The 17,486-nt window shown below is 70.1% G+C and carries 15 protein-coding genes; 6 read left to right on the top strand and 9 right to left on the bottom strand.

The genetic code is table 11. The features are described from left to right. Positions 1–8: 8 nt before the first annotated feature. From JYK02_RS29760 to JYK02_RS29780, 5 genes are all read right to left on the bottom strand, one after another. Positions 9–1,454: a complex I subunit 1/NuoH family protein gene (locus tag JYK02_RS29760; protein ID WP_207056070.1), complete on the bottom strand. Its 1,446-nt coding sequence runs from the start codon at positions 1,452–1,454 to the stop codon at positions 9–11. Between the two features lie 2 nt (positions 1,455–1,456). Next, positions 1,457–3,340, bottom strand: a complete 1,884-nt coding sequence (locus JYK02_RS29765) for a 2Fe-2S iron-sulfur cluster-binding protein (RefSeq protein ID WP_207056071.1) — start codon at positions 3,338–3,340, stop codon at positions 1,457–1,459. Then, positions 3,337–4,596 (bottom strand): NADH dehydrogenase (quinone) subunit D, encoded by a 1,260-nt coding sequence (gene nuoD, locus JYK02_RS29770; RefSeq protein ID WP_207056072.1) that lies wholly within the window; start codon positions 4,594–4,596, stop codon positions 3,337–3,339. The genes JYK02_RS29765 and nuoD overlap by 4 nt, the downstream gene beginning before the upstream one ends. A 13-nt stretch (positions 4,597–4,609) precedes the next feature. Then, positions 4,610–5,128: an NADH-quinone oxidoreductase subunit C gene (locus tag JYK02_RS29775; RefSeq protein WP_207056341.1), complete on the bottom strand. Its 519-nt coding sequence runs from the start codon at positions 5,126–5,128 to the stop codon at positions 4,610–4,612. 173 nt (positions 5,129–5,301) lie between these two features. Beyond that, positions 5,302–6,576 carry an adenylate/guanylate cyclase domain-containing protein gene (locus JYK02_RS29780; protein ID WP_207056073.1) on the bottom strand — a complete coding sequence of 425 codons (1,275 nt, stop codon included), beginning with the start codon at positions 6,574–6,576 and terminating at the stop codon, positions 5,302–5,304. Positions 6,577–6,733: 157 nt separating this feature from the next. Between JYK02_RS29780 and JYK02_RS29785 the strand changes: the two genes are divergently transcribed. Next, positions 6,734–8,908 carry a sulfatase-like hydrolase/transferase gene (locus JYK02_RS29785; protein ID WP_207056074.1) on the top strand — a complete coding sequence of 725 codons (2,175 nt, stop codon included), beginning with the start codon at positions 6,734–6,736 and terminating at the stop codon, positions 8,906–8,908. Continuing rightward, complete coding sequence (locus tag JYK02_RS29790) at positions 8,898–9,266, top strand: PaaI family thioesterase (RefSeq protein ID WP_199747283.1); 369 nt, start codon at positions 8,898–8,900, stop codon at positions 9,264–9,266. The genes JYK02_RS29785 and JYK02_RS29790 overlap by 11 nt, the downstream gene beginning before the upstream one ends. An 84-nt stretch (positions 9,267–9,350) precedes the next feature. Here JYK02_RS29790 and JYK02_RS29795 read toward each other — a convergent pair whose 3' ends face one another. Then, entirely contained in the window at positions 9,351–9,914 is a 564-nt protein-coding gene (locus tag JYK02_RS29795; protein WP_120528387.1) for an NADH-quinone oxidoreductase subunit B, read from the bottom strand. 9 nt (positions 9,915–9,923) lie between these two features. Continuing rightward, positions 9,924–10,292 (bottom strand): NADH-quinone oxidoreductase subunit A, encoded by a 369-nt coding sequence (locus JYK02_RS29800; RefSeq protein ID WP_120559488.1) that lies wholly within the window; start codon positions 10,290–10,292, stop codon positions 9,924–9,926. A 220-nt stretch (positions 10,293–10,512) separates the two neighbouring features. Here JYK02_RS29800 and JYK02_RS29805 point away from each other — a divergent pair, with 220 nt between their 5' ends. Then, positions 10,513–12,057 carry a methyl-accepting chemotaxis protein gene (locus JYK02_RS29805; RefSeq protein ID WP_207056075.1) on the top strand — a complete coding sequence of 515 codons (1,545 nt, stop codon included), beginning with the start codon at positions 10,513–10,515 and terminating at the stop codon, positions 12,055–12,057. A gap of 12 nt (positions 12,058–12,069) precedes the next feature. Here the strand turns inward: JYK02_RS29805 and JYK02_RS29810 are convergent, their stop codons facing one another. Next, the gene (locus tag JYK02_RS29810; protein WP_207056076.1) at positions 12,070–12,900 is read right to left on the bottom strand and encodes a PHP domain-containing protein; all 831 of its coding nucleotides are present in this window, start codon (positions 12,898–12,900) and stop codon (positions 12,070–12,072) included. A 196-nt stretch (positions 12,901–13,096) separates the two neighbouring features. Here JYK02_RS29810 and JYK02_RS29815 point away from each other — a divergent pair, with 196 nt between their 5' ends. From JYK02_RS29815 to JYK02_RS29825, 3 genes are all read left to right on the top strand, one after another. Beyond that, a complete protein-coding gene (locus JYK02_RS29815; RefSeq protein WP_207056078.1) occupies positions 13,097–14,320 on the top strand; it encodes a deoxyhypusine synthase family protein in 1,224 nt (407 codons plus the stop codon). A 33-nt stretch (positions 14,321–14,353) separates the two neighbouring features. Further along, positions 14,354–14,782, top strand: coding sequence for an OsmC family protein (locus JYK02_RS29820; protein ID WP_207056080.1), 429 nt, complete (start codon positions 14,354–14,356; stop codon positions 14,780–14,782). 121 nt (positions 14,783–14,903) lie between these two features. Further along, positions 14,904–15,431 (top strand): hypothetical protein, encoded by a 528-nt coding sequence (locus JYK02_RS29825; protein WP_207056082.1) that lies wholly within the window; start codon positions 14,904–14,906, stop codon positions 15,429–15,431. A gap of 7 nt (positions 15,432–15,438) precedes the next feature. Here the strand turns inward: JYK02_RS29825 and speA are convergent, their stop codons facing one another. Next, complete coding sequence (gene speA, locus JYK02_RS29830) at positions 15,439–17,445, bottom strand: biosynthetic arginine decarboxylase (RefSeq protein WP_207056084.1); 2,007 nt, start codon at positions 17,443–17,445, stop codon at positions 15,439–15,441. Between the last annotated feature and the right edge of the window lie 41 nt (positions 17,446–17,486).

A 17,486-nucleotide genomic window follows, 5' to 3' on the forward strand; every position in this document is an offset into this window, starting at 1 on the left:
GGACCGCGCTAGTGCGCGCCCGCCGGAGAATGGGAGTGGGGGTCCGCCGCGTGCGCCGGCAGGCCATGCGCGTCGTGTCCGTGGCCGTGCGCGTCGTGCCCATGGCCGTGGGCCGCGTCGTGCGCGTCCGCCGCCTTCGCGCCCGTCGTCATGGTCAGGGCAATCACGAAGCCGATCTCCAGGAGGCCCACCACGCCCAGCGCGCGGAGGGACGGATCCCACAGCACCAGCGCGCCGCTGATGAACACGTTGGCCAGGCCCACGGGCAGGAGGATCTTCCAGCCCAGGTTCTGGATCTGGTCGTAGCGGAAGCGCGGGAAGGTCCAGCGGATGACCAGCTGCACCCAGATGAGCAGGATGACCTTGATCCAGAACACCGTGCCGAGCAGCGTGCCGTACACCCAGCCGTGCTCCTGGAAGAAGGGCTGCGCCGCCAGCCACTCGCCGCCGAAGGGCAGGTGGTGACCGCCGAAGAAGAGCGACGCCGTCACGCCGGCCAGCACCACGACCTCCACGAACTCGGAGATCATGAACATGCCGAACTTCATGCCGGAGTACTCCACGAAGTAGCCGATGATCTCGGACTCGCCTTCCGGAGCGTCGAAGGGGGCGCGCTTGGTCTCCGCGAAGGACGCCACGAAGAAGGCGATGAAGCCCAGGGGCTGGATGAAGATGCCCCACGCCGGCAGGCCCAGGTCGAAGCCGCCGTCGGTGCGCCAGAGGTACTTCGCCTGGCCGGTGCCGGACACGAGCGCGTTGCCCACGTCACCCACCAGCGTGGGCAGCTGCACGGAGGAGAAGGCCAGGAACAGGCCGACCAGCGACAGGCCCAGCGCCACTTCGTAGGAGATCATCTGCGCGGAGGCGCGCACGCCGCCCAGGAGCGCGAACTTGTTGTTGGAGGACCAGCCCGCCAGCGACGTGCCGTAGACGGCCAGCGACGCGATGGCCAGCAGGTACAGCATGCCGAAGTCCGGCGTGGCGACGACCATGTCCACCGTCTTGCCGAACACGTTCACCGTGGGGCCGGCCGGCACCACCGCGAACAGCGCGAACACCGGCGCGAAGGCGAGGATGGGGCCCAGGTTGAACAGGAACTTGTTCGCCGTGCCGGGGACGAAGTCCTCCTTGGTCAGCATCTTCAGCACGTCGGTGATGATGTGCGGGATGCCGCCCAGGGAGCGGTTGGACAGGCCCGGGATGGCCAGGCGCGCGCGGTTGGGGCCCACGCGGTCCTGCATGAACGCGGACCACTTGCGCTCCGCCAGCGTCAGCAGCGTCGCGGTGATCATCACGAAGACGAGCATCAGGAAGATGATGTTCGTCAGGCGGCTGGCACCCTCGAAGAGGTACTCCTCCGCCAGGTAGCCCACCAGATACGCCGAGGCCACTCCGCCAGCGATGGCGAAGACGATGAAGGCCATGGCGAACAGCATGGTCAGGATGCGGCTCATGGTCAGATGCCCCTCACGCGCGGCGCGCCGAACTCACGGTAGCCCGGCGGACGGCCGTCGGCTCCCGACGGCAGCGGATTGATGCCCGGCTTCTCCCGGTCCGGCGGAGATGCCTTGTCCCAGTTGAACTCGGCGAACTCGGACACCTTGGCCGAGTACGCCCGCCACACGTCGCGCGCGGAAGCGGAAGCGGCCTCGCCGCCCAGCTCGCGCGTCAGCTCCGTGGCCCACTTCCAGTGCGGCACCGCGTCCCCCTTGGGGGGGTACGCCTTGCGGAAGCGCTGGGTGATGCCGTCCGCTTGCGTGAACGTGCCCTCGTCCTCGATGTGCGCGGCGGCGGGCAGCAGCACCGTGGCCTGCGCCGTCACCGGGGACTCGTTCTGCGCCTGGGCGACGAACACCTCCAGCTTCGCGGCGGCTTCCGCGAAGGTGGCCGCGTCCACGGGGACCTCGGTGCCCACCGCGTAGAGCGCCTTCACCTGGCCCGCGTTGATGGCGGGGGTGAGCTCCTCGAAGCCCTTGAGCGTCAGCCCCAGGCCCTTGGCGATGAGCGTCAGGCCCTGGCGGTTGGGGTTCTTGTCCGCCGTCATGAGGTAGTGATCGGCCTTGCCCTGCGGCCGGCCGCCCACGAACACGGACGTCACGCCCAGCACCGTCTTCGCGAACGTCAGGCCCGCGAGCAGGTCCTCGTTGGACGCCACCGGCGAGGCCAGCACCGCGAGCCCCTTGGAGCCCACGAGCGGCTTGAGCGCCCTGGCAGCGCCCGCCACCGCGTCCTTGCGGCCGACGGCCGGCTGCACCGTACCGGGGGCCTGCAGACCGCGGCCCACGCGAACGGTGAGCACGCGGCCCACGTTCAGGTCCTTGTACGACAGGCGGCCCTGGTCGCACATCCAGCTCTTGTTGATGGCCTCGTTCTCACGGGGACGGTAGCGGTAGGTGTCCTGCGCCATCCAGTCGCCGTAGATGTTGCAGCCGCGCGAGCAGCCCGTGCAGACGGACGGCGTGGCGGACAGGAACCAGGCGCGCGCCTTGAAGCGGAAGTCGCGGGAGAGCAGCGCGCCCACCGGGCACACGTCCACGGTGTTGAGCGAGTAGTTGCTGTCCAGCTCGTTGCCCGGGAACACGTCGATGCGCTCGTGGCTGCCGCGGCCGAAGACGCCCAGCTGCGGCTCCTTCGGGATCTCGTTCATGAAGCGGACGCAGCGCGTGCAGATGATGCAGCGCTCCTGGTCCAGCACCACGCGGGGCCCCAGCACCTTGCGCTTGTGCTTGAGGGCCTTCGTGCCCTCCAGGCGCGAGGGCTTGTAGTTGTACTTCATGTAGTAGTCCTGCAGCTTGCACTCACCGGCCTGGTCGCAGATGGAGCAGTCGACCGGGTGGTTCAAGAGCAGGAACTCCATCACCGCGCGCTGCTGCTCCTTGACCTTGGGGGTCGTGGTCTTGATGACCTGACCCTCGGCCATGGGCGTCTGGCAGGCGGGGACGAGCTTGGGCGCGTTGGACGCCTCGATGAGGCAGATGCGGCAGTTGGCCGCGATGGAGAGGCGCGGGTGGTAGCAGTAGTAGGGGATCTCCGAGCCGACCGTCTTGGCCGCCTCGATCATGTTGGTCCCCGGCTTCACCACGACTTCCCGGCCGTCGATGACCGCCGTCACGAAGCCCGGGTTCTTGGGCTGCGGCTTGGGCGGAGGGCCGCCGGCGGGCGCCGCCGGCTTGGGCGGAGGCGTGGGGCTGCTGTGCGCCACGGGCGGGGAGTCCAGCTTCGCGCCGGCGGGCGGGTTGGACGGCTCCGGGCCAACCTTGGCCGCGGGCGTGTCGGTGGGCGCGCCCTTGGGGGGCGTCTGCGCGTCACCGGTAGGCTTCTTCGTGTCGTTGTCGCTCACTGCTCGACCTCGCCGCCGATCATGTTGATGGTGTCAAAGGTGGGAACGAGGTCCGCGAGCATCTTGCCCTGGATGATGTGCGGCAGCGCCGACAGCACCGGGAAGCCCGGGGCGCGCACGTGGACCTTGTACGGACGGCCGCGGCCGTCGCTCACCAGGTACCAGCCGAGCTCTCCGTTGGAGGCCTCGGTGGCGTCGTAGACTTCACCGGGGGGCACCTGGATGCCCTCCATCACCAGCTTGAAGTGCGCCATCACGCCTTCGATGGTGCCGTACACCTCCGGCTTGGGCGGCAGCGCGATGCGCCAGTCGTCCACGATGATGGGGCCGGCCGGGATGGTGGCCAGGGCCTGACGGAGGATCTTGATGGACTGCCGCATCTCCTCCAGGCGCACGAGGTAGCGGTCGTAGTTGTCGCCGTGCTGGCCCACCACCACCTCGAAGTCGAAGCGGTCGTAGACCCAGTACGGGGACACCTTGCGCAGGTCGTGGTCCACGCCGCAGGCGCGCAGCGCGGGGCCCGTCCACCCGTAGTCGATGGCGTCCTCGGCGGTGATGATGCCGGTGCCCTTGGTGCGGTCCACGAAGATGCGGTTGCGCGTGAGCAGCCCGTCCATCTCCACGAGCAGCTCTTCGGTGCGGTCCAGCGTCTTGAGGACCTTCTCCGACCAGCCCTCCGGCAGGTCGCGGTTGATGCCACCCACGCGGCCGAAGCTGGTGGTGAGGCGCGCGCCGGTCAGCTCCGTGACGCGGTCCTGGATGAGCTCGCGGGCCTCCATGCCGTAGAGGAACGGCGCGAAGCCGCCCATCTCCAGGCCGGTGGCGCCCACGCACGTCAGGTGGTCCGTCAGCCGGTGCAGCTCGCTGCCGATGACGCGGATGTACTGGGCGCGCTCCGGGATCTCCAGGCCGATGAGCTTCTCCACGGCGTTGAGGAACCCGAAGTTGTTCATCATCGCGGACAGGTAGTTGAGCCGGTCCGTGTACGGCAGGCACTGCGTCCAGGTGACGTTCTCGCAGCTCTTCTGGAAGCCGCGGTGGAGGAAGCCGATCTCCGGGTCGATCTTGACGATGGTCTCGCCCTCGAGCTCCACCTTCAGCCGCACGGTGCCGTGCGTGGCCGGGTGGGAGGGGCCCATGTTGATGACCATGTGCTTCGACTGGAGGTGGGACTCCAGCTCCGACTCCTCGTGGGCGAACCCGTCGGTGTCGGGGTTGTAGGGCTTCTGCGCGTCGGTGTTGTGGCTGTCGGCCATGGGGAGGTCTCGATCAGGCGACGCCGCTGGTGCCGGGGCCGCGGAAGATGTCCTTGATGGGGCGCTCGGGGATCAGCGGCTGGCGGTCGCGCAGCGCGTAGTCCTTGCGCAAGGGGTGGCCCTGGAACTCGTCGTACAGGAGGATGCGACGCAGGTCCGGGTGGTCCACGAAGCGGATGCCGTAGAAGTCGAACACCAGCCGCTCCCACCAGTTCGCGCCGCGGTACAGCGGCGTGAGGGAGGGCAGCTCCGGACGCGTCTCCGTCACGCGCACCTTCAGGCGCACGTGCTCCTTCCGCTTGAGCGAATAGAGGAAGTAGACGACCTCGAAGCGCGGATCACTCTCCGCCAGGTGCAGGCGGTCCACGGCGTCCGCGGAGCCGAACAGCTTGAAGTCCAGCTCGGGGTCCATCTTCAGGAAGGTGGCGACCTTCGGCAGCCACTCCGCATGGATGACGGCCCAGGCTCCGCCAGCGCGGTCGACATAGCGCTCCGCGACCGCCTCGGGAAACTGGGCGGCGACCCGGTCCAACGCGAAAATGCTCAAGGGGGGCCTCGATCTACGACAGAGGAAACCGCGGCTTTATAAGGACCGTTCGCGTGAGGCGTCAACGTAAACCCTCAACCATGTAGGCCACTTAGGCGGTCCAGTAGCCCGGCGTCACGATCCACCCCCTGCCTGCCTGGGCACAACGGGTTGCAACCTCAGGCGGCCACGTCCGGACCCAGCGCCGGAGAGCCCTCGGAGGGCAGGGGGATGAAGGTCACCACGGGCTGGCTCTTGCCCGGGACGAGCGCGGTGGGCGCGGGGGCCCAGCGGAAGGCGTCCCCCGCCTGCTCCCGGGTCGCCTGGGAGACGAGCACCGGCACGCCGAAGCCCTTGGTCAGCCGCTCGATGCGGTTGGCCAGGTTCACCGTGTCGCCAATGGCCGTGTACTCCAGGCGCCGGAACGGCGAGCCGATGTTGCCCAGCACCACCGGCCCGGAGTGGACGCCCACGCCCATGCGCAGGCCTGCCTCGCCCCGGGCGGCGCGCTCGGCGTTGACGGCCTCCAGCTCGGCCACCATGTCCAGCGCGCACCGGGTGGCGCTCCGGGCGTGGTGGGCGTCCGGCAGCGGGGCGCCGAAGTACACCATCAGTGCGTCCCCGATGAACTTGTCGAGCGTCCCGCCGTGGCGGAACACCACCTCCACCATGCGGCCGTAGTACTCGTTGAGGATGGTGACCACCTCCTCGGGAGGCAGCCGTTCGCTCAGCGAGGTGAAGTCGCGCACGTCGGCGAAGAGCACGGACACCTCGCGCAGCTCCGCGGCGGGGGAGTCGCGGTCCTGGAGGCGCTCGGCGACGGCGGGGGAGAAGTAGCGGCCCAGGCGGGCGCGCTGGAGCTCCTCCTGGGTGACGGCGGCGGAGAGCAGGCGGATGCGCTGGAGGAGCCGGGACGCACCCGCGGCCGTCATGGCCAGCATCACCGCGCCGGCCACCTGGGCGCCCCCGCCGATGGCGGCCTCCCGCTGGAGCATCACCTCCGCGAGGATGGCGATGAGCGTGACGAGCTGGGTGACGGGCCGGCGCAGGCTCAGCGCGGACAGGAGGACCAGCGCCGCGAAGATGCCCAGCGTGAAGCCGGCGACGCCGCCCGGAGAGGGAGACACCGGCAGCGCCAGGTGCTGGAGCCAGTAGACGGCGGGCACGTCCACGAACGCGACGGACAGCGACGCCCAGCGGGCAATGCGCGTGGAGGCCGTCACCGCCACCGCCACCACGGTGGTGCACACGAGGTACAGCGCGAAGGGCGCCAGGTAGACGTCCCAGTCGTGCAGCCCGCGCACCCGGCCCAGGTACACGGCCATGGTGAAGAGCACGCCCACCGCGCCCAGCCGGACCCACGCCAGGTGGCGTCCATTGGACTGGCGCTCCACGTCGAGCGCGCGGCGCACGGACTCCTGCAGGGTGTCGCTGGGCGGGGCACTGGAGGACATGGGGAGGCCCCTTCGGGCCGAGGGATGCTTCGGGCAGGAACAGTCCGGGTGCCATCTTGCATGGACAGTGTGTCCGGTGCACGTCGCGCTCTCTCCGAAAGCCCGGTGGAACACAGAGTTGGCGCCTCCATGCCCGGCCGGGATAGACGCTGGAGGCATGTCCGTGCGGTCCCTCGCCTCCTTCCTCCGTGCCACTTCGGGGCGTCTGGCCCTGGGCGCCCTGCTGGGGTTGCTGCTCTTCGCCGCCGAGACGGCCTGGCTGCTCAAGGCGGGCGTGGTGGGCGTGGACATCCCGCTGGATGGCCCCTACGCGGCGCTGGCGGCGGCGGTCCGGCCGCTGCTGCCCGGCGTCATCCTGCGCGTGGCCACCGTCTACATGGTGGCGGGCGCGCTGCTAGGGCTCGCGGCGGCGGTGCTGGCCCGGGCCTGGACGCGGCGGGGCGGGTGGGTGTCGCTGGCGTTGATGGTGCCGCACTGGGCGGGGCTGCTGCTGTTCTGGGCCTGGGACCGGGCGCTGGCGCGGCCCGCGCTCTTCGATGATCTGCCCACGGTGCGGCCGGTGCTGGCGTGGCTGGTGGACCATGGCGAGCCGTGGCAGGCGCGCGCGGCGGCCGGAGCGTGGGTGGCGGTCCATCTGGCCGTGCTGGCGGTGCGTGGGGCCCTGGCCTTGCGCCGGATGGATGGCCCCGGAGCCCAGCGAGCGGAGCGCGTTTCCGGAGCGGTGGTGGTGGGCGTCGTCGTGGTGCTCGCGGTGGCGCTGACGGTGCGGCGCCCGGAGGCTTCCGTCCGGCAGCCGCTGGTGGTGCTCATCGGCATCGACGCGTTCCGGCCGGACCGGCTGGGCGCGACGGGGCACGGCGTGGCGCCACAGGTCGAGCGCTTCCTCCAGGACGCCACGCTCTTCACTCGCGCGTACACGCCGGTGGCGCAGACGGAGCCCGCGTGGCGCTCGCTGCTCACGGCGCGGTGGCCGTACCGCACGGGCGTGCGCTACCCGCTGACGTCCGACGCGCGGCTCGTGCTGGCGCCCACCTTCGCGCAGCGCTTCGCGGACGCGGGATGGCGGACGGTGTTCGCCACGGACTGCTCGCGCTTCCACTTCGAGGGGCCGGCCTCCGGCTTCGCCACGCGCTGGCAGCCTCCGCGCGGCGCGCTCAACTTCGCGCTGGAGAAGCTGCGCTACCGGGCGCTGGGCCTCTTCGCGGACAACCCGGCGGGCGCCGCGTGGGTGCCCGAGTTCATCGACAACCGCGCGCTGGCCGGCATCCACGACCCCATGGGCTATGCGCGGCGGCTGTCGGACGGCCTCCTGAAGGAGGCAGGGGAGGGGCCGCTGCTCTTCGCCTTCCACGCCACGGCGGCGCACTTCCCGGGCGACCCCGTCTACCCGTTCTACCGCCGCTATGTGTCCGCGTCCGAGCCGCTGGAGCGCCGGCTGCGCATGCACTTCGCCCCGGTGTCCCCGGGCGCGAAGGGCGCGTGGAACCGCGAGGGCGCGGAGGGGCTCTACGACGAGCTGCTCGCGCAGGCGGACGCGCAGGTGGGCACGCTGCTGGACGCGCTGCGGGCCTCCGGCCGCTACGACGACGCGACCATCGTGCTGATGTCCGACCACGGCGAGAGCTTCCACGCGGACCGGCCGGACCTGGCGGGCGCGACGTCCGTGCACGGTGCGCGGCTGGGCGAGGAGGAGAACCGCATCCTGCTCGCGGTGAAGCCGCCGGGTGGGCGTGGCGCGGGCCCCGCCCAGGTGGACGCGCTGGCGCGGCTGGTGGACGTGGGCCCCACGCTGCTGGAGCTGTCCGGCCTGTCCGCGCTGCCGGAGGTGGACGGCGCGTCGCTGGGGCCGCTGCTGCGTGGCGAGGGACGTCCGCTGGCGCCGCTGTACGCGGAGACGGGCTACACGCACGTGAGCCCGGAGGTCTTCGACCCGGGCCACTGGCCGGGCGCGCCGCGCACCTTCGACGCGTACCGCCTGCGCCCGGACGGCGTGGTGGAGATGGGCGACGCCGCGGACGCGGCGGTGCTGCGTGAGAAGGACACCGGCGCCTTCGACGGCCAGCGCTGGGTGGTGGACCGGCCGCAGGCGGACGGCAGCGTGCGGCGCACCTGTACGGGGGAATGTGCAGGGGCGGACGCGCGGGCGTTGGCGGACTGGCTGGACGACGCTGGGGAGCGCGCACCGGAGGCGGCCTCACGTAGAGTGGCCGGCCATGTCGACGACCGAAACAACCCCCGGCCTCCAGGAAACGTACGCCCCCCACAACGCCTGCTTCGGATGTGGCCCGGCCAACCCGAAAGGGCTGCGCATCCGCAGCCGCGTGGAGGGTGACCTCGTCGTCGCGGACTGGACGCCCGAGGAGCACCACCAGGCGTTCCCCGGCGTGCTCAACGGCGGCATCATCGGCGCGCTGCTGGACTGCCACTGCAACTGGACGGCGGCGTACCACCTGATGAAGGCGCAGGGCGCGTCCACCCCGCCGTGCACCGTCACCGCCGACTACGCCATCGTGCTCAAGCGCCCCACGCCCATGGGCCCCGTGCACCTGTCCGCGAAGCCCGTGTCCATCGAGGGCGACCGCGTCGTCGTGGAGGGCACCCTCACCGGGGAGAACGGCAAGGTGACGGCCACCTGCCGCGGCACCTTCGTCGCGGTGAAGGAAGGCCACCCCGCGTACCACCGCTGGTAGGCCCCAGGAACGCCTCGGGCCCCGTCACCGGCCTCTTCGTGAGAGGCGGCGCGGGGCCCGTGGGGTGAAGCTGGAATGCTGGGACTACTTGCCGGCTTCGAGCATGCGGGCGTGGTGCGCCGCCGTCTCGTTGGGCTGGCCGGGATCACGCAGCCGGTGCACCTGGTTGCCGATCTTGTCCTGCAGCAGCATCAGGCCGTCCAGCACCTGCTCCGGGCGCGGCGGGCAGCCCGGGATGTAGACGTCCACCGGGATGATGCGGTCGATGCCCTGGAGCACCGCGTAGTTGTCGTAGAAGCCGCCCGAGGACGCGCACACGCCGAAGGCCACGACCCACTTGGGCTCGGTCATCTGCTCGTAGACGCGCTTGAGGATGGGGGCCTGCTTCAGGTTGATGGTGCCCACCACCATCAGCAGGTCCGCCTGGCGCGGCGAGAAGCGGGGGAACTCCGCGCCGAAGCGGGAGATGTCGTGGCGGCTCGCGGCCACGGACATGTACTCCATGCCGCAGCAGGCGGTGGCGTACGGGTAGGTGAAGAGAGAGTACTTGCGGGCCCAGCCCAGGCCCTTGGACACCAGCTTCTGGAAGAAGCCCGTGGCCTCCTCCCGGCGGGTGGTCATGATCGGCGCGATGTCGGTGTCAGCCATGGAGTTGTCTCAGCTCTCCCAGTCGAGAGCGCCCTTCTTCCAGACATAGATAAGGCCCACGACCAGGGTCGACGCGAAAACCAGCATCTCCACGTAGCCGAACCAGCCGAGCGCCTGGAAGTTCACCGCCCAGGGGTACAGGAACACCGCTTCCACGTCGAACACGATGAAGAGCAGCGCGATGACGTAGAACTTCACGGCGAAGCGCTGGCGAGCGGGACCGCTCGACTCGGAGCCTGCTTCGAAGGGAGCCGACTTGGTGCTGCTCGGGCGCTTGGGGCCCAGCCGGGTGGTGACCTGGGGGATGATCATCCCCATGACACCGGCCAGCAGGAGCACCACCGCCATCGGCAGGTACGGGGCGAGGGGTGTAGTCATCGGGCGCGGACCCTAACGACACCTTTGGCGTCGTGTCAAAGGGAAACACCCCCGCCCAGGGGCCGCCAACCCCTTGAGAAGACGGCCGAAATACCAGGCCCATCAGCCGCTCTCATCCCTGGCCTCCTCAGGGCCGGTTTGACGCTGTGGGGAGCGGACGCCTAGCGTCAGCGGGCTGTTCCGGAGCCTTCTTCCGATCATCGCCTGGGGAGTCGCAGACATGTGGGGCCGGCTGACCTTGCGGATGCAGGTGGCGATCGCGGTGCTGCTCCCGTGCCTCGCGGTGGTGTTCTTCAGCGGGGTGTACTTCCCCGCCCGCCAGCAGGCCGCGGGCATGGAGGTCCTGGCCGGGCGGGCCGTGACGCTGGGCACGCTGGTGGTGCGGCACCCCTCGCTCGCGCTGCCGGACGCCTCGCCGGACTCGCGCGTGCGGCGCGAGGAGCTCTTCTCCCAGGTGGACTCCGGCGGCTTCACGCTGAACTTCCAGGAGCTGAGCCGCGCGGACGGCACGGTGCTGGCGGTGCGGGGCCGGGTGCCGGAAGGGCTGACCCAGCCGCCCATGCCCCGGGCGGGGGAGTGCTCGGTGGCCCGGTTGCCGGATGAGGTGGTGGTGCGCTGCGAGAGCGATGGCCGCCTGTACCGCGCGGGCTTCGGCACCCAGGAGGTGAAGGCGGCGCTGGCGGCGACCGAGGGCTATTCGCTGATGGGCTACCTCGGCGCCGCGGTGCTGGGCCTGGGGCTGGCGGTCATCATCAGCCGCGCCATCGCGGACCCCGTGTCGCGCGTCACGCAGGTGGCGCGCGAGGTGGCCCGGGGCGACGTGTTCCGGGGCGAGCTGGACGTGTCCGCCGCCGGTGAGGTGCGGCAGATGGCCACCTCCTTCAACGAGATGCTGGGCACGCTGCGCGCCACCGTCATGGAGCTCGTCACGCGCACCGAGCAGCTCTCCAGCGCGTCGCGCGGCCTGATGGGCGCCTCCGCGGATCAGGAGCACGTCATCAGCCAGCAGGCGGCGTACGCGCAGCAGATCGCCGCCACGTTCGAGGAGCTGTCCCGCACCGCCGAGCAGATCTCCTCCTCCACGGAGGTGGTGGAGTCCAGCGCGCGGCGCACCCACGACGCCGTCGCGGAGGCCATGGCGGTGGTGGCCCAGGTGGTGGGCGGCATCAACGACATCCGCACGGAGTCCAAGGGCGTGGCGGACGCCATCGTGGGGCTGAACAAGGACCTGCAGCAGGTGTCGAAGATCGCCCAGGTCATCAACCAGGTGGCGGAGCGCAGCGACCTTTTGGCGCTCAACGCGGCGCTGGAGGGCACCAAGGCGGGCGACGTGGGCCGGGGCTTCTCCCTGGTGGCCGCGGAGATGCGCAAGCTGGCGGAGAACGTGTCCGCGTCCGCGCGCGACATCGCCCGCATCGTGGAGAAGGTGCAGGACTCCGGCGAGGAGGCCGCGTCCAAGGCCCGCGTGGGCATGGCGACGAGCGACCGGGGCGTGGAGGTGGCCGAGCAGGCCTCCGCCGTCTTCCTGCGCATCGTGGAGCTGGCGCGCGGTACCAGCGAGGCGGCGCGGCAGATCACCATCGCCACCCGCCAGCAGCGTCAGTCCAGCGAGCAGGCCGTGCAGGGCGCTCGCAACGTGGCGGACCTGGTGAAGCAGGGCGTGGACGCCACCGGCCGCACCACGCGCATCGCCCAGGACCTCCAGTCCGTGGCGGAAGGGCTCACCGCCGTCACGAGCCGCTTCAAGGCCCAGCCGCGGTCCTGAGCCGGGCTCTGGTCAGACGGGCCGCGACGACGGCGCGCGGGCGCGCAGCTTCTGGAACAGCTCCAGGGGCATGGCCGCGACGCCCAGGCGGTGGTCGGGCGCCACTGCCTCGCCGTGGAAGTCGCTGCCGAAGGTGGGCACCAGGTCGAACTCCGCCGCGAGCGCCAGGTACTTCTGCCGCACGGCGGGGTTGTGGTCCGCGCTGAGCACCTCCAGGCCGGAGAGCCCCGCCTTCGCCAGCGCTTGGATCTCCGGGCGCTCCATCTTGGAGGAGCCGGGGTGGGCCAGCGTCGCGGTGCCGCCCGCGTTGCGGATGAGCCGGATGGCCTCCGCGCCGTCCAGCTTGAAGCGCTCCACCCAGGCCGCGCGGCCCGTGCCAAGGAAGCGGTCGAACGCGGCCTTCATGTCCAGGCACCAGCCCTGGTCCACCAGCACCCGCGCCAGGTGGGGCCGCCCCAGCTGCGCGTCCCCGGCCACCTTGCGCACCTGCTCCATGCGCACCGGGAAGCCCAGCTTGCGCAGGCGGTCCACCATGGCCTCCATGCGCCGGGTGCGCTCGTCCCGCAGCCGGTCCGCGAAGCGCGCCAGGTCCGGGTCCTCCGGGCGCAGGAAGTGGCCCAGGATGTGGGCCTCCTTGCCGTACACGAAGGCGGACAGTTCGATGCCGGGGACCAGCTCCAGGCCGTGGGCGTTCGCCGCCTGGGTCGCCTCGTGGAGCCCCGCCACCGTGTCGTGGTCCGTCACCGCCAGGACGGTGACCCCGGCGGCGGCGGCGCGCGCCACCAGCTCCGAGGGCGGGTACTGGCCGTCACTGGCGGTGGTGTGCGAATGCAGGTCGATCACGGCGGTGGGACCCTCCGGAGGGCGGCGAGGCGGGCACTCTTACGCCATGTCCCCATGGGAAGGGGCCGGAAGAGCGGGCCCTGTGTGAATCCGCACGGGGCGGGGTTTCTTCCTGTCCGGTGCTGGCCCCTTGGGGAGGGGCGGGGCTGAAGGCGGGCCTCCCCTTGGCAGGCGGGCGGTGTTAGATCGCCGCGCCATGGCCAAGACCCCGACCCCGAAGAAGTCCTCCCTTCGCGCCGCCTACGCGAACGCGCGCAAGGCGGATCCGCGCCCCATCACCGGCAAGGAGAAGCCGGCGGAGCTGCTCGCGCACGCGTTCAGCGCCTACGTGGGCCGGCAGGAACGCACCGCGTTCGAGCTGATGCAGCAGTCCGTGCAGCAGGACGCGTCCATCTTCCTCACGCTGTCCGGCGCCATGACGCCCGCGGGCCTGCACCAGTCCTGCCTCATCCCGCTGGTGGAGAAGGGCATCATCTCCGCCATCACCACCACGGGCGCCAACCTCTACCACGACGCCCACCGCATCATCGGCCACGGCATCCGCGAGGTGAACCCCAACGCGGGCGACCTCCAGTACCGCCTGGCGCGCATCATCCGCATCTACGACCTGGGCTTCTGGGAGGAGGCGCTGCTCGACACCGACCGCCTCTTCTCCGCCATCCTCCGCCAGCCGGAGTTCCAGAAGAAGATGACCACGCCGGAGTTCCACTACCTCCTGGGCAAGGCCATCCACGGCATCGAGAAGCAGCTCGGCGTGAAGCAGCCGTCGCTCCTGTCCACCTGCTACAAGCACGGCGTCCCCATCTGGGTGGGCGCGGTGCAGGACGGCTCCATCTTCCTCAACGTCGTGAAGCTGAAGCGCCTCCTGGGTGACGAGTTCAAGTTCGAGCTCGACATCAACGACGACGTCTATTCCATGGCCGCCATGCAGCACTACTGCCGCCACCACGGCAGCGGGAAGCTGGCCATCTGGATTCTGGGCGGCGGCGTGCCCAAGAACTACACGCTCCAGGGCGAGCCGCTGCTGGATCAAATCCTCAACGTCCCCACGTCGGGCTTCGACATCGACGTGCAGTTCTGCGTGGACCCGGTGGACAACGGCGCGCTGTCCAGCTGCCCGGCCGGTGAGGGCCACACCTGGGGCAAGGTGTCCGTGGAGGCGGTGGAGACGGGCTCCATGTACGTGCACTGCGACGTGACGGCGGTGTTCCCGTGGCTCACGCACGCGCTGTTCAGCGAGCCCAAGAACAAGCGCAAGCCCATGCGCCTGATGGACAAGATGGGCGACGCGGTGAAGTTCCTGGACGCGGATGTCAAGAAGCGCAGCAAGTCCCTGATGAAGACGCTGGACTGGAGCGTCGAGGACGCCGAGCCCTCCTCCGAAGAGGACGCCAAGGCCCACGACAGCTTCGTCCGCTAGCGCGCAGTCCTTTTCCCAGCCAAGGAGACGGTGATGAGTCAGCAGCCCGCGACCGGTGTGGTGATGTCCCTGGTGAGTGCTCCCCAGCTGAAGACGCAGGTGACGCACGGCCCGTCCGGCGCGACGCTGCCCACGGAGGCGCCGAAGGACAACGGCGGCACCGGCGGCAGCTTCTCCCCCACGGACCTGGTGGCCACGGCGCTGGCGTCCTGTGTCGTGACGACCATGCACCTGATGGCCGGCAAGGAGGGCATCACCCTGGGCGAGGTCCGCGCGACGGTGGAGAAGCGGATGACCCCGCCGCCGCGCAAGATTGGCGAGCTGGTGCTGTCCATCCTGATGCCGTCCGGCCTCACGAAGGACCAGCGCGCCACGCTGGAGAAGATCGCCCACGAGTGTCCCGTGGCGCGCAGCCTCCACCCGGACGTGAAGGTCACGGCGTCGTTCGGCTATCCGGACTGAAGCGGCCGTGCCGGGGCTCGGCGGGCCGCCTGCCTTCCGAGCCCCGCTGCCATCGTGCGGCAAGCGGCCGCCGTGCCCACCCTCCTGAAGTCTTCGATGCCTCGGGGGAGGGGCACTCGGCATGAACGTGAAGCGACTGGGCATCTACCTCAACGACCATCTCCTGGGCTCCACCGTGGGCGTGGACCTCGCGAAGCGGACGGAGCGCGAGAACCGCAGCAACCCGGTGGGGCAGTACCTGGCCACGCTCATCCCGCTGATAGAGCAGGACCGCGCCACGCTGCTGACGGTGATGGCCGCCCTGGAGGTGCGGGTGGATCCCATCAAGGTCGGCGGCGCCTGGATCACCGAGAAGCTGTCGCGCCTGAAGCTCAACGGCTCGCTCCTGCGCTACTCGCCGCTGAGCCGGCTGGTGGAGCTGGAGGGGCTGTGCGTGGGCTCCCACGGGCGCGTGTCCCTGTGGCGGAGCCTGGAGCGCGTGGCCGCGAAGGATCCGCGCCTGGCGCGGTTCGACTTCGGCTTCCTCGCGGACCGCGCGGACGGGCAGCTGGAGACGCTCCAGACGCTGCGGCTGCGCGCGACGGACGCCGCGTTCAGCGACGCATCCGTCGAGACCGGCGAACAGGCACCGGTCCCGACGGAGGCTTGAGGCCTTCTCAGGTCCCCGAGGGGGAGACGGGGTTGCGCGCCCCGTTCTCCGGCCCGGGCAGCAGGCGCAGCTGGCTGGCGGAGGTGAACGTCGCGTCCACCTCGCGCTCCAGGTACGTGTAGCCGGACAGGCCGTCCTCGTAGACGCGCAGCAGGTTGCGCGACTCGTCCAGGGTGATGCGCCCCTGGCGCAGCGCCAGCTCCGTGAACTTGCGCAGCTTCGCGACGAGGTCGTCCTTGTTGTAGCTCACGTAGTTGAGCACTTCCGTCACCGTGTCCCCGGCGACGACGTGATCAATCAGGTAGCCGCCACCCGGCGCCAGCGACACCTGCACCGTGTGCGTGTCCCCGAAGAGGTTGTGCAGGTCGCCCAGAATCTCCTGGTACGCGCCGACGAGGAAGATGCCCAGGTAGTAGTCGTCGCTGTTGAGCGCGTGCAGCTCCAGCGCGTCCTTCACCTCGCGCTTGTCGATGAAGTGCTCGATCTTCCCGTCCGAGTCGCAGGTGATGTCCGCCAGCGTCGCGCGCCGGGTCGGCTTCTCCGCCAGGCGGTGGATGGGCATCATCGGGAAGAGCTGATCAATGGCCCACGAGTCCGGCAGCGACTGGAACACGGAGAAGTTGCAGAAGTACGTGTCCGACAGCTGCTTCTCCAGCGACTCCAGCTCCTCCGGAATCTCCCCGGCCTCGCGCGCCACGCGCAAAATCTTGTGGCAGATGGCCCAGTAGAGGTTCTCCGCCGCCACGCGCTGCTCCAGCGACAGGTGGCCCAGGGAGAACAACTGGAGGCTCTCCTCCTTGGCGTCCTGCGCGTCGTGGAAGGCCTCGATGACGTTCTTGTTCGTGACCTCGCGGAACGTCGAATAGAGGTTGCGCACCACGGAGGGCGCCTTGTCGTCCACCTTGTCGGGCGTCTGGGACGGGTCGAACTCGCTGGTGCCCAGCACGTCCACCACCAGCACCGCGTGGTGCGCGACGACGGCGCGGCCGGACTCGGAGACGAGCGTGGGGTGCGGCACGCCCGCGCGGTCGCAGGCCTCCATCACGCCGAAGACGACGTCGTTGGCGTACTCCTCCGTCGTGTAGTTCATGGAGGAGGCGAAGTTCGTCTGGGAGCCGTCGTAGTCCACGCCCAGGCCGCCGCCCACGTCCAGGTACTTCAAGGGCGCGCCCTGGCGGGCCACCTCCACGTAGAAGCAGCCCACCTCGCGCAGCGCGTTCTTCACGTTGCGGATGTTGGAGATCTGGCTGCCCAGGTGGAAGTGAAGCAGCTCGAAGGAGGCGAGCAGGCCCGCGTCCTTCATGAAGCTGATGCAGTTCATCAGCTCCGACGAGGACAGGCCGAACTTGGACCGGTCACCGCCGGACGCCTCCCACTTGCCGGCGCCGCGCGTGGACAGCTTCACGCGCATGCCCAGCCGCGGGGTGATGCCGGTGCGGCGCGCCACCTCCGCGATGAGGGGCAGCTCGCTGGGCTTCTCCACCACCAGGATGACGTTGCGGCCCAGGCGCGAATAGAAGAGGGCCGTCTCGATGTACTCCTCGTCCTTGTAGCCGTTGCAGATGACGAGCGCGTCCTCGCTGTCCAGGAGCGCCATCACCGCGAGCAGCTCCGGCTTGCTGCCGGCCTCCAGGCCGTAGGTGTGCTCCTTGCCCGCCTCGATGATGGTCTCCACCACGTAGCGGTGCTGGTTCACCTTGATGGGGTACACGCCCCGGTACAGGCCCTTGTAGCCCTGATCCGCGATGGCCTTCTTGAACGCGTTGTTCAGGTGCACCACGCGGTGGCGCAGCACGTCCGTGAAGCGCAGGAGCAGCGGCAGGCCGATGCCCCGGCGGCGGACCTCGTCCACCAGCTCCTTGAGGTCCATGCTCGGAGCGGCGGGCCCGTCCGGGTGGACGCACACGTGGCCCTTGTCGTTGATGCCGAAGTAGGGCGAGCCCCAGTTGCGGATGCCGTACAGCTCGTGAGCATCGGCCAGGGTCCAGCGGTGCTGAGGGGAGGGAGCGGCCATCGTTGTTTCGTGCCTCCGGTGGAGCGCGCGGCGGGGGGTGG

This window comes from Corallococcus macrosporus (genome assembly GCF_017302985.1).
In the GTDB taxonomy this organism is placed as follows: Bacteria; Myxococcota; Myxococcia; order Myxococcales; family Myxococcaceae; genus Corallococcus; species Corallococcus macrosporus_A.

Bases quoted from the DNA above. Each gene is read 5' to 3' on its own strand.
- JYK02_RS29780 (WP_207056073.1), bottom strand. From the start codon at position 6,576: ATGTCCTCCAGTGCCCCGCCCAGCGACACCCTGCAGGAGTCCGTGCGC.
- JYK02_RS29760 (WP_207056070.1), bottom strand. From the start codon at position 1,454: ATGAGCCGCATCCTGACCATGCTGTTCGCCATGGCCTTCATCGTCTTC.
- JYK02_RS29825 (WP_207056082.1), top strand. From the start codon at position 14,904: ATGAACGTGAAGCGACTGGGCATCTACCTCAACGACCATCTCCTGGGC.
- JYK02_RS29800 (WP_120559488.1), bottom strand. From the start codon at position 10,292: ATGACTACACCCCTCGCCCCGTACCTGCCGATGGCGGTGGTGCTCCTG.
- JYK02_RS29805 (WP_207056075.1), top strand. From the start codon at position 10,513: ATGTGGGGCCGGCTGACCTTGCGGATGCAGGTGGCGATCGCGGTGCTG.
- JYK02_RS29820 (WP_207056080.1), top strand. From the start codon at position 14,354: ATGAGTCAGCAGCCCGCGACCGGTGTGGTGATGTCCCTGGTGAGTGCT.
- nuoD (WP_207056072.1), bottom strand. From the start codon at position 4,596: ATGGCCGACAGCCACAACACCGACGCGCAGAAGCCCTACAACCCCGAC.
- speA (WP_207056084.1), bottom strand. From the start codon at position 17,445: ATGGCCGCTCCCTCCCCTCAGCACCGCTGGACCCTGGCCGATGCTCAC.
- JYK02_RS29785 (WP_207056074.1), top strand. From the start codon at position 6,734: ATGTCCGTGCGGTCCCTCGCCTCCTTCCTCCGTGCCACTTCGGGGCGT.
- JYK02_RS29815 (WP_207056078.1), top strand. From the start codon at position 13,097: ATGGCCAAGACCCCGACCCCGAAGAAGTCCTCCCTTCGCGCCGCCTAC.
- JYK02_RS29795 (WP_120528387.1), bottom strand. From the start codon at position 9,914: ATGGCTGACACCGACATCGCGCCGATCATGACCACCCGCCGGGAGGAG.